General features: G+C 64.5%; 13 protein-coding genes. 4 read left to right on the top strand and 9 right to left on the bottom strand.

Going from position 1 to position 10,921, the window contains the following annotated elements; genetic code table 11:
• Positions 1–145: 145 nt before the first annotated feature.
• The 4 genes from ACN4F8_RS22650 to ACN4F8_RS22635 all read right to left on the bottom strand — a co-directional run bounded on the left by ACN4F8_RS22650 (position 146) and on the right by ACN4F8_RS22635 (position 1,765).
• Positions 146–697: a chemotaxis protein CheW gene (locus ACN4F8_RS22650; RefSeq protein ID WP_419475638.1), complete on the bottom strand. Its 552-nt coding sequence runs from the start codon at positions 695–697 to the stop codon at positions 146–148.
• 27 nt (positions 698–724) lie between these two features.
• Positions 725–1,090, bottom strand: a complete 366-nt coding sequence (locus tag ACN4F8_RS22645) for a response regulator (protein ID WP_056268050.1) — start codon at positions 1,088–1,090, stop codon at positions 725–727.
• Positions 1,090–1,485, bottom strand: a complete 396-nt coding sequence (locus ACN4F8_RS22640; RefSeq protein WP_419475637.1) for a response regulator — start codon at positions 1,483–1,485, stop codon at positions 1,090–1,092. The genes ACN4F8_RS22645 and ACN4F8_RS22640 overlap by 1 nt, the downstream gene beginning before the upstream one ends.
• Before the next feature lie 106 nt (positions 1,486–1,591).
• Positions 1,592–1,765 carry a rubredoxin gene (locus ACN4F8_RS22635; RefSeq protein ID WP_159608087.1) on the bottom strand — a complete coding sequence of 58 codons (174 nt, stop codon included), beginning with the start codon at positions 1,763–1,765 and terminating at the stop codon, positions 1,592–1,594.
• A gap of 154 nt (positions 1,766–1,919) precedes the next feature.
• On the opposite strand from ACN4F8_RS22635, the gene thiD reads away from it, so the two are divergent.
• Both thiD and hemL read left to right on the top strand, forming a co-directional pair.
• Positions 1,920–2,852, top strand: coding sequence for a bifunctional hydroxymethylpyrimidine kinase/phosphomethylpyrimidine kinase (gene thiD / locus ACN4F8_RS22630; protein ID WP_419475636.1), 933 nt, complete (start codon positions 1,920–1,922; stop codon positions 2,850–2,852).
• 54 nt (positions 2,853–2,906) lie between these two features.
• Positions 2,907–4,214 (top strand): glutamate-1-semialdehyde 2,1-aminomutase, encoded by a 1,308-nt coding sequence (gene hemL / locus ACN4F8_RS22625; protein WP_419475635.1) that lies wholly within the window; start codon positions 2,907–2,909, stop codon positions 4,212–4,214.
• 65 nt (positions 4,215–4,279) lie between these two features.
• Here the strand turns inward: hemL and purH are convergent, their stop codons facing one another.
• From purH to dusB, 3 genes are read right to left on the bottom strand one after another with little or no spacing between them, the layout of a single operon-like run.
• Positions 4,280–5,872, bottom strand: a complete 1,593-nt coding sequence (gene purH, locus ACN4F8_RS22620) for a bifunctional phosphoribosylaminoimidazolecarboxamide formyltransferase/IMP cyclohydrolase (protein WP_419475639.1) — start codon at positions 5,870–5,872, stop codon at positions 4,280–4,282.
• A 30-nt stretch (positions 5,873–5,902) separates the two neighbouring features.
• Positions 5,903–6,139, bottom strand: coding sequence for a helix-turn-helix domain-containing protein (locus ACN4F8_RS22615; protein ID WP_056268030.1), 237 nt, complete (start codon positions 6,137–6,139; stop codon positions 5,903–5,905).
• Positions 6,136–7,167 carry a tRNA dihydrouridine synthase DusB gene (dusB, locus tag ACN4F8_RS22610; protein WP_419475634.1) on the bottom strand — a complete coding sequence of 344 codons (1,032 nt, stop codon included), beginning with the start codon at positions 7,165–7,167 and terminating at the stop codon, positions 6,136–6,138. The genes ACN4F8_RS22615 and dusB overlap by 4 nt, the downstream gene beginning before the upstream one ends.
• Before the next feature lie 200 nt (positions 7,168–7,367).
• Between dusB and ACN4F8_RS22605 the strand changes: the two genes are divergently transcribed.
• Entirely contained in the window at positions 7,368–7,850 is a 483-nt protein-coding gene (locus tag ACN4F8_RS22605) for a YqaA family protein (RefSeq protein ID WP_419475633.1), read from the top strand.
• Positions 7,847–9,013: an MFS transporter gene (locus tag ACN4F8_RS22600; protein WP_419475632.1), complete on the top strand. Its 1,167-nt coding sequence runs from the start codon at positions 7,847–7,849 to the stop codon at positions 9,011–9,013. The genes ACN4F8_RS22605 and ACN4F8_RS22600 overlap by 4 nt, the downstream gene beginning before the upstream one ends.
• Here the strand turns inward: ACN4F8_RS22600 and ACN4F8_RS22595 are convergent.
• Both ACN4F8_RS22595 and ychF read right to left on the bottom strand, forming a co-directional pair.
• A complete protein-coding gene (locus ACN4F8_RS22595) occupies positions 8,998–9,771 on the bottom strand; it encodes an RNA pseudouridine synthase (RefSeq protein ID WP_419475631.1) in 774 nt (257 codons plus the stop codon). The genes ACN4F8_RS22600 and ACN4F8_RS22595 overlap by 16 nt on opposite strands.
• Positions 9,772–9,779: 8 nt before the next feature.
• Positions 9,780–10,871: a redox-regulated ATPase YchF gene (gene ychF, locus ACN4F8_RS22590; RefSeq protein WP_419475630.1), complete on the bottom strand. Its 1,092-nt coding sequence runs from the start codon at positions 10,869–10,871 to the stop codon at positions 9,780–9,782.
• Positions 10,872–10,921: the final 50 nt, after the last annotated feature.

Below are 10,921 nucleotides of genomic sequence, written 5' to 3'. Positions count from 1 at the left end.
CTCCTGATCGCTCACCGCGTGCAGGTCGCGTTCATCATCGGCTTTTTTCTTGAACAGTCCCTGGAATCGATCAAGCGTGGCCATGTAAACACCTTCCAACAGAAAACAAATGAGAAATGACCGCTGTGGTCAACCTTGGGAGCCATCAGGCTGCAATTGCGAGGAATTCAGGGTCACCCACCAACACCTGCAAGTCCAGTTCCTGCCACTGCAAGCCCTGGTTGTCTGTCAACGATCGGTTGAAATAGGGGGGTGCACCATCCGGCCTGGAGCCGAAGCCGCTGAACATGGCGGCACTGCGCAAGCCCAGGAGGCGGTCGATCCAGATCACGGCATTCACACCCAGGGCCGTGTGCAAACTGACCAGACGAGACTCCGAGGTGACGCGCTCACCCTGGTTGGTCAGCGCCGTCGGGCCTGTGTTGGGCGCCCCAGGCTCCACCAGAGCCGCCAGATCAATGACCCCATGCAGGCCACCTCGCAAACTGGCAACGCCGAGGTACCAGGGCTTGGTGTACGGAACGCGCTGAACCGCAGACCAAGGAAAAATCTCACCCGACTGAACCAGCGGCAGCAAGTAACGGCTTCCGTTGGATTCCACCGCCAGCCAGGCCGCCGTCACAGCCTCTGTTTTGGCAACGCTCAATCGCTGAGCCAAACGTTCCTGCAGCTCCTTCAGTGATTGTCGTTTGGCCATGCTCGGTAGGATTCAATTCAAGGTGGTTCAGGCCAATGCCCGGATCTTTGACAGCAACTCTTCACCGTTCACAGGTTTGGTCACGTAGTCACGAGCGCCCTGCCGCATGCCCCAGACCCGATCGGTTTCCAGGCTCTTGCTGGTGCACATCACGATCGGAATGTTCGAGTACTGGGGGTCGCGGGTGATGGCACGCGTCAGCTGAAAACCATTTTGACCGGGCATCACAACGTCCATCAGGATCAGGTCCGGCTTTTCCTCTCCTAGGCGACGGAAGGCCTCGTCCGCATTCTCGGCGGTCCTCACGCTGTAGCCGTTTTTACTCAGCAGATCGGACAGGACCATGAGTTCGGTTTTTGAATCGTCAACAACGAGGATTTTGTGGATGGCCATCATGCAGCTCCGGCTAGGTTGGCGCCAAACTGCTGCACGGCTTGCAGCAGCTGGTCTTTGGTGAAGGGTTTGGTGAGGTAGTCCTGAGAGCCCACCATGCGTCCGCGGGCCTTGTCGAAGACGCCGTCCTTGGAAGACAGCATCACCACGGGAATGTTGGCGAACCGTGCATTGCGCTTGATGATGGCGCAGGTCTGATAGCCGTCCAGTCGGGGCATCAGGATGTCGCAGAAGACCAGATCGGGCTGGCAATCGTTGATCTTGGCCAGGGCATCAAAGCCATCATCGGCCAGCAGGACTTCGTGTCCGCCCTGCTTGAGAAAAATTTCGGCGCTGCGCCGGATCGTGTTGCTGTCGTCGACGACCAGAACTTTCAAGGCGGGTGTTGGGCTCACGGTTCACAGGCTCCATTGAAGGGTCAGGATGTGTGGCACTCGGGCCGGCGAGCCCGCGCCTTGGTAACGCTTGTCTGCGTTCGTCAGATGCGACGGGGTCTGGTGATCAGATTTGAACCATCTCGAAGTCTTCTTTGCGAGCGCCACATTCAGGGCAGGTCCAGTTCATCGGCACTTGCGCCCAGGGCGTTCCAACCGGCACGCCGTGCTCGGGAGCACCTTGCGCTTCGTCGTAAATCCAGCCACAAATCAGGCACATCCAAGTCTTGGTTTCGGTCATGGTTATAGGGGGCCTTGTCATAGAATGCAAGCATTGTATCGAGCGAGGTACAGCCCGCCGGAAGCCGATTCTGGCCTCTGTTCAATGCCTTGTTTGAAGCGTCAGGATCATTCTGCGGGCATCTTCCACACGAATCCGATCCCTCTCTCAAACCATGGCCGATACACCCGAAAAAACAACACCCGCAGCACTCGCACAACCAGGCGAGGCCACTTTGCCCTGCGTCATGGTGTTCAACGCCAACGACCCCAGCGGTGCGGGTGGCCTCAGCGCCGACATCACCGCCATGTCCAGCGCCTCGGTGCATGTGCTCGCAGTGGTCACGGGGGCCTACGTGCGCGACACGTCCGACATTCACGACCACTTTGCCTTTGACGAAGAGGCCGTGGCGGACCAGGCGCGCTGCGCACTGGAAGACATGCCGGTGCAGGCTTTCAAGGTCGGCTTCGTGGGCAACCCCGAGAACCTCAGCGTGGTGGCCGAGATCACGGCCGACTACTCGGACGTGCCCGTCATTGCCTACATGCCCGACCTTTCATGGTGGGACGAACTCGCGATCGAAACCTACCTCGACGCGAGTGCCGAACTCCTGCTGCCGCAGACCACGGTGCTCGTGGGCAACCACAGCACGCTGTGCCGCTGGCTGCTGCCCGAGTGGGAAGGTGATCGTCCGCCGAGCCCGCGCGACGTGGCCCGTGCCGCCGCCGTGCATGGTGTGCCGTACACGCTGGTCACCGGTTTCAACGCCGCCGATCAGTACCTGGAGAGCCACCTTGCCTCGCCTGAAGCGGTGCTGGCCACGGCGCGTTACGAGCGCTTCGAGGCCACCTTCACCGGCGCGGGCGACACACTGTCGGCGGCGCTGTGCGCGCTGATTGCGGGTGGCAGCGACCTGCAAGCGGCCTGCGCCGAAGCACTCACCTATCTGGACCAATGCCTCGATGCGGGTTTTCAACCCGGCATGGGCCATGCCGTGCCCGACAGGCTATTCTGGGCACACGAAGAAGACGAAGAGAACGAGGGCGAGCCAGCATCGGACAGCACACTCGACGCTGGTGACTTCCCCCTCGACACCACCCGGCATTGACTCTTGAGCGAGGCCCGCCGGCTCGCGCCACTCCACCCACAGCAAGCTTCAACCATGACCACTGTCGACCGCAACCAGCAACTGTTTGACCGCGCCAAGGCCTTGATTCCCGGTGGGGTGAATTCTCCGGTGCGCGCGTTCCGCGCGGTGGGTGGCACGCCGCGCTTCGTGCAGCGCGCGCAAGGCGCTTACTTCTGGGACGCCAACGGCAAACGCCACATCGACTACATCGGCTCCTGGGGCCCGATGATCCTGGGCCACGGCCACCCTGCCGTCGTGGAGGCCGTGCAAAAGGCGGTGCTTGAAGGTTTTTCGTACGGCGCGCCGACCGAGCGCGAAGTGGAGCTGGCCGAAGAGATCATCAAGCTCGTGCCGAGCATCGACATGGTGCGACTCGTGAGCTCGGGCACCGAAGCTGGCATGAGCGCGATCAGGTTGGCACGCGGGGCGACCGGGCGCAAGAAGATCATCAAGTTCGAAGGCTGCTACCACGGCCATGCCGACGCTCTGCTGGTCAAGGCCGGCTCGGGTCTGGCCACCTTTGGCAATCCCACCAGCGCGGGCGTGCCGCCCGAGGTGGTGCAGCACACCATCGTGCTGGAGTACAACAACGTCGAGCAGCTCGAAGCGGCCTTTGTCGAACACGGTCCTGAGGTGGCTTGTCTGATGATCGAGCCGATTGCGGGCAACATGAACTTCGTGCGCGCCAGCGTGCCGTTCATGAAGCGCTGCCGCGAACTCTGCACGCAGCACGGCGCGCTGCTCGCCTTCGACGAGGTGATGACCGGTTTCCGTGTGGCGCTGGGCGGCGCACAAAGTGTCTACGCGAAGCTCATCCCCGGCTTCGAGCCCGACATGACGGTGATGGGCAAGGTCATTGGGGGCGGCATGCCGCTGGCGGCCTTTGGCGCCAAGCGCGCGGTGATGGAACAACTCGCTCCGCTGGGCGGCGTGTACCAGGCGGGCACGCTCTCGGGCAACCCGGTGGCCACGGCCTGTGGCTTGGCCACGTTGCGCGAAATCCAGAAGCCTGGTTTCTTCGAGAACCTCTCGGCCACCACGCGTTCGCTGGTGGAGGGCCTGACCGCCGCTGCGCACGCTGAAGGTGTGACGATGTGTGGCGACAGCCAGGGCGGCATGTTCGGCTTCTTCCTGTTCAATGAGCTGCCGCAGAACTACGCCAAGGTGATGACCACCGACGGCCCCACCTTCAACCAGCTCTTCCACGGTCTGCTGGACCGCGGCGTGTACATCGCACCGGCCTTGTACGAAGCCGGCTTTGTGAGCGCGGCGCACACGGCGCAGGACATTGCGGACACGGTGGCGGTGGCGCGCGAGGTGTTCAAAGAGCTGCCGCGCTGACACATCAAAAACCCAACGAAAAAAGGCCGCTGTGAACAGCGGCCTTTTTCATGGAGCGGGCACCTTCAGTGCCGGAAGTGGCGAACGCCGGTGGTGACCATCACCACGCCACGCTCGTCCGCCGCGTCGATCACCTCCTGATCGCGCATGGAGCCGCCGGGTTGGATCACGCAGCTCGCGCCCGCGTCCACCACCACGTCCAGCCCGTCGCGGAACGGGAAGAAGGCATCGCTCGCCACCGCCGTGCCCTGCAGCGACAGCTGGGCGTGACCGGCCTTGATGCTGGCGATGCGCGCCGAGTCGAGCCGGCTCATCTGGCCAGCGCCCACGCCCATGGTCATGCCGTCCTTGCAGAACACGATGGCGTTGGACTTGACGAATTTGGCCACGGTCCAGGCGAACATGAGGTCGTCGAGTTGCTGCTCGGTGGGTTGCAGCTTCGTGACCACCTTGAGGTCGGCGCGGGTGAGCACGTGGTTGTCGGCCGACTGCATGAGCAGGCCCGAGCCGACGCGTTTGATGTCGGTGAGATTCAGACCCTGGTCCCAGGCGGTCGGGCCGCCGGGCGGCAGCGCGATCTCTAACACGCGCACATTGGCCTTGGCCTTGAACACCTCGAGCGCCTCGGGCGTGTAGCCCGGCGCCATCAGCACTTCAACAAACTGTTTGCTGATGGCCAGTGCGCCCGCGCCGTCGAGCACGCGGTTGAGCGCGATGATGCCGCCGAAGGCGCTGGTGGGGTCGGTCTGGAAGGCTTTGCTGTAGGCCTCCAATGCGTCTTTGCCCACGGCCACGCCGCAGGGGTTGGCGTGTTTGACGATCACACACGCAGGCACATGAAAGCTCTTCACACATTCCCACGCCGCGTCGGCATCGGCGATGTTGTTGTAGCTGAGCTCCTTGCCTTGCAACTGCTTGGCCGTCACCAACGAGCCGGGCGCGGGGTGCAGGTCGCGGTAGAAGGCGGCGGTCTGGTGAGGGTTCTCGCCGTAACGCAGGTCCTGCAGTTTCACAAAGCGGCCGTTGGCTTGTGCGGGGTACGCACTGCGCGTGGGCACGGCGGCAGTGGCGTCGAACGTGATGCTGGAGAGGTAGTCGCTGATGGCACCGTCGTAGTTGCTGATGCGGTTGAACGCAGCCACCGACAGGGCAAAACGCGTCGCATCGCTGACCTTGCCGCTGGTCTTGAGTTCGTCGATCACGCCGGCGTACTGCGATGCGTCGGTCAGCACCGCCACGTCTTTCCAGTTTTTCGCCGCGCTGCGCACCATGGCCGGGCCGCCGATGTCGATGTTCTCGATGGCGTCATCCAGCGTGCAGCCGGGCTTGGCCACGGTGGCTTCGAACGGATAGAGGTTGACGATCAGCAGGTCGATGGTGTCGATGCCGTGGGTCTTGAGCGCGGCCATGTGCTCGGGCAGGTCGCGGCGGGCCAGCAGGCCGCCGTGCACCTTGGGGTGCAGCGTTTTCACACGGCCGTCCAGCATCTCGGGGAAGTCGGTGACCGCGGCCACCTCGGTCACGGGCAGGCCTTGGTCGGCCAGCAGCTTGGCGGTGCCGCCGGTGGAGATGAGGGACACGCCGAGGCTGTGCAGGGCCTGGGCGAGTTCGACGATGCCGGTCTTGTCGGAAACGGAGATGAGTGCGCGCATGAACAGGGTCTTGGGTGGTTTTTGAAAGGGGCGAACTCAGTCGATGAGCTTGTGTTCGAGCAATTTTTTTCGCAGCGTGTTGCGGTTCAGGCCCAGCCACTGCGCAGCGCGCGACTGGTTGTGTTGCGCCTGCTCCATCACCACTTCGAGCAAGGGTTTTTCCACCGCCTTGACCAGCATGTCGTGCAGGTTGGCCGGGTCGGTGCCGTTGAGGTCGTGGAAGAAATCTTCCATGCTGGCACGCACACAGTCGTGCAGGTTGTTCTTGTTCATGCGGCCAGTTTCCAGTCGTCTCTCGGGGTTGTTGTTGTGTCGCTGGACCAGGCGTCCAGGCTTTCGCTCACGCAGCGCAGCTGCTCGTCCACCGTGGTGGTGGTGTTCACACGGGCGCGGAACACGGCGGCGGCACCCGCGGGCAGCGGCAACGATTGCGCGTACCAGCCCAGGTGCTTGCGCGCACTGCGCACACCGGTGAATTCGCCGTAGAGGTCGTAGTGGTCGTGCAGGTGGTCGAGCAGCCAGACCCGCACATCGGCCAGGTCGGGCGGTGGCAGATGCTCACCCGTGGCGAGGAAGTACGCGATCTCGCGAAAGATCCAGGGCCGACCTTGTGCGGCGCGGCCGATCATGATGGCATCGGCGCCGGTGCGGCGCAGCACCTCGCGCGCCTGCTCGGGGCTGTTGATGTCGCCGTTGGCCACCACCGGAATGCGCACGCGGCTCTTGATGTGGGCCACGGTGTCGTGTTCGGCCTGGCCCTTGTAGCCCTGCTCGCGCGTGCGGCCGTGCACGGTGAGCATCTGCACGCCGGCGGCTTCGGCAGCGAGTGCCAGCGTGGGTGCGTTGCGCACACTGGCGCACCAGCCGGTGCGCATCTTGAGCGTCACGGGCACGCCGTGCGGCTCGCACGCGGCCACCACGGCCTGCACGATGTCCATGGCCAGGGTCTCGTCCTGCATGAGCGCGGAGCCGGCCCATTTGTTGCAAACCTTCTTGGCCGGGCAGCCCATGTTGATGTCGATGATCTGCGCGCCGCGGTCGATGTTGTAGCGCGCGGCATCCGCCATCATCTGAGCGTCGGTGCCGGCGATCTGCACCGCAATCGGTGCGGCCTCGCCCTCGTGGTTGGCGCGACGCGAGGTCTTGAGGCTGTCTTGCAGGTCGGGACGCGAGGTCACCATCTCGCTGACCGCATAACCCGCGCCAAGCCGTTTGCACAGCTTGCGGAACGGCCGGTCTGTCACTCCAGCCATGGGCGCGACAAACAGGGCATTGGGCAGGGTGAAGGCCCCGAGTTGCATGGCGGTGGGAGAATGCGGGTGGTTGGTGGGGGCCCTCGCAGCCCGGCCAATGCAGGGTGCGAAGGAGCAAGATTCTACCTGCCTCTTTTTTCAGCAGGCGATATCCGAGCCCTTGCTTTCGCATTTCACACAACACCACGCGCAACGCTTCCCCCAACGTTCCTTGCAACGCCAAACGACGGCGTTTTTTTCTGCTGCCCATGCCCGACTGGTCCACCCACCTGCTGCAACTGCTGGCCTTGCCCGAATTCGGGCTGAGCACCGTGTTCGTGGTGGCCTTCATCTCGGCCACGCTGCTGCCCATGGGATCGGAGCCCGCGGTGTTCGGCCTCATCAAACTCAACCCCGAAATCTTCTGGCCCGCCATCCTGGTGGCCACCGCCGGCAACACGCTGGGCGGTGCGGTGAGTTGGGCCATGGGCCTGGGCACGCACAAGGTGGTGGATCGCGCGCGCGGCGGCGCCACCGAGTTGCGCGCACTCGCTTGGCTGGAACGCTTCGGCCCCAAAGCGTGCCTGCTGAGCTGGCTGCCGGTGGTGGGTGATCCGCTGTGCGCGGTGGCGGGCTGGATGAGATTTCCGTTCTTGCCTTGCCTGCTCTACATGGCCATCGGCAAATTCGCCCGCTACCTCACCATGACGGCGGCGCTGCTCTGGTTCTTTCCTGGCGCCCTGAACACATGAGCACTTCGACCGCATCCCTGCCACGCGCCCTCTGGGCGCTGATGGTCGGCAACTTCGTGATCGGCACCGGTGTGATGGTGGTGCCCGGCACGCTGAATGACATCAGCCAGTCGCTGGGTGTGTCGATCCCGCAAGCGGGTCAGCTCATCACGGCGGCGGCCATCCTCATGGGCATCGGCGCGCCAGCCTTCGCCAGTCTGGTGGCCGGCTGGGACCGGCGCCGCCTGCTCACCCTCTCGCTGCTCTGGTACGGCCTGCTCACCGCCGCGTGTGCGCTGGCGCCGAGCTACGCCAGCCTGCTGCCGCTGCGGGTGCTGGCCGTCATTTCGCCAGCCGTGTTCACGCCGCAGGCCGCGGCCTGCGTGGGCCTGCTGGTGCGGCCCGACCAGCGCGGGCGCGCCATCACCTTCGTGTTCCTCGGCTGGTCGGTGGCCTCGGTCATGGGCATGCCGTTGTCGGCCTGGATCGGCGGCACGCTGGGCTGGCGCTGGGCGTTTGGCCTGGTGGCACTGATGTCGGTGGCCAGCGCGGCCTGGGTCTGGCGCGAGATGCCCGACGGCATCAAACCGGCCGCTCTGTCACGCCAAGCCTGGCAGGCCACCGTGGGCTCGGCCTCGCTCATGCTGGCCGTGGGCGTGACGCTGCTCTCGGCCTTCGGGCAGTTCACGCTGTTCTCGTATTTCGCGCCCTACTTCTTTCAGACGCTGGGCCTGGGCGGCGGGGCGCTGTCGCTCATGTTTTTGTGGTTCGGCGCGTTTGGTCTGGCGGGCAACGTGGGCATGTCGCGCTGGATCGACCGCATCGGCGCGGCGCGCGCCGTGTTCATCTCGCTGGGCCTGATCGTGCTGAGCCTGCTGCTGTGGCCGCTGGGCCAGGGCGGCGTGTGGCAGCAAGCCCTGGTGCTGGTACCGTGGGCGCTGGGTTGTTTCGCGGTGAACTCGGCGCAGCAGGCACGGCTGGTGCACATCTCACCGGCGCTGGCACCCGCCACGGTGGCGCTCAACACCTCGGCCATGTACGGCGGTCAAGCCATGGGCGCGGCGCTGGGCGGGCTGATGATTGCGCAGGGCCGCATGCTCGACCTCAACCAGGTGGGCCTGGTGGTGCTGGTGTTCGCCATGGCCCTGAGCGTGTGGGCCGCACGGGCTCAAAAACGTTCGTAAGGCAGCAGGTAGCGCCACTCGCCCACCGGCAACCCGGCCAGCGAAATGCGGCCCAGCCGCAAGCGGCGCAAGGCGGTGAGCTTCAAACCGGCGCGTTCACACAGGTGCGCCACCTGGCCCGGCCGGTTGCCCTTGATCGCCAGGCGCAGGCGCAGTTCGCTCTGCCAGCTGGCGCGCGCCGAGGGCACGGCCCAGCCGTCAAAAAACAGCGCCTTGCCCAACGACTTGAGCACCGCGTCACGACGGGCTTCGTCTTCCAGCTCCGGATCGGCCGCCACCTCGGCCAGCCATTCGTGTTCGAGCTGCCCCGCGTCGTCGGTCATCTTGCGCGCCACGCTGGGGTTTTGCGTGAACACCATCAGGCCGCTGGCCTTGGTGCCCAGCGGCGACACCGGCAGCAGCTTGTGCAGGTGCGCCTTGAGCGGGCGCACGCCGGAGCGGTCGCCCTTGAAACGGTTGCTACTGGTGAACCATTTGGCGGCCAGCGCGTCGGGCAGCAGCGGCTCGTCGGGCAGCACGCGGTTGGCTGGCTTGTGCCAGATCAGCGTCATCGACTCCAGCGGCTCCAGCCTGGCCTTGGGGTCGAGCAACACGGTCTGGGCATCGTGCACCCGCTCCATGGGCTCTTCCACCACCTTGCCGTCCACCCGCACCCAGCCCCCGGCGATGTAGTTTTCGGCGTCGCTGCGCGAGCACGGCAGTTGCGCCGCCAGGCGTTTGGCCAGGCGCTGGGGTTCGGGCTGGCCAGTCTGCGTCATGCCGGGCTTCAGCTGCTGAACAGGAAGTTCATCACGTCGCCGTCCTTGACGACGTACTCCTTGCCTTCGGCGCGCATCTTGCCCGCGTCTTTGGCGCCCTGCTCGCCCTTGAAGGTGATGTAGTCGTCAAACGCGATGGTCTGGGCGCGGATGTAGCCCTTCTCGAAATCGGTGTGGATCACACCCGCCGCCTGCGGGCCGGTGTCGCCCACATGGATGGTCCAGGCGCGCACTTCTTTTTCACCGGCGGTGAAGTAAGTCTGCAGGCCAAGCAACTGGTAGGCCGCGCGGATCAGCCGGTTCAGGCCCGGTTCGTCCTGGCCCAGCTCCTTGAGGAATTCGAGCCGGTCGGCGTCGTCCATCTCCGAGAGCTCGGCCTCGATCTTGGCGCAGATGGCCACCACGGGCGCGTTCTGCTTTTTTGCAAACTCGCGCAGGCGGTCCAGGAAGGGGTTGTTCTCGAAACCGTCTTCCGACACGTTGGCCACGAACATCGCGGGCTTGGCCGTGATCAGGAAAAACTGCTTGAGCTGTGCCTGCTCTTCCTTGCTGAAGTCGATGGTGCGCACCGGCTGGGTGTTGTTGAGCGCGGCCTGGCACTTCTCGAGAATGGCCACCTGCTTGATGGACTCCTTGTCGCCCGAACGCGCGGTTTTGCTCACGCGGTGCAGCGCCTTTTCCACGGCGGCCAGATCGGCCAGGCAGAGCTCGGTGAGGATGACCTCGATGTCGGCGATCGGGTCGACCTTGTTGGCCACGTGGATCACGTTGTCGTCTTCAAAGCAGCGCACCACGTTGACAATGGCGTCGGTCTCGCGGATGTGCGCGAGGAACTTGTTGCCCAGGCCTTCGCCGGTGCTGGCGCCCGCCACGAGGCCAGCGATGTCCACAAACTCCACGATGGCCGGCACCACACGCTCGGGCTCGACGATGGCGGCCAGCTGCGCCAGGCGCGGATCGGGCACCTCCACCACGCCGGTGTTGGGCTCGATGGTGCAGAAGGGGTAGTTTTCTGCTGCGATGCCGGCTTTGGTCAGCGCGTTGAAAAGGGTGGACTTGCCCACGTTGGGCAGGCCCACGATGCCGCATTGGAGGCTCATGGATGTTCCTTTGAATTCAACCCCCTCTGCACCATCAAGCCACCACACCG

It is taken from the genome of Hydrogenophaga sp. (assembly GCF_048549895.1).
Lineage (GTDB): Bacteria > Pseudomonadota > Gammaproteobacteria > Burkholderiales > Burkholderiaceae_C > Hydrogenophaga.
The sequence above is the reverse complement of the archived record's forward strand: the minus strand, read 5'-3'. Positions and strand labels throughout refer to the sequence as shown.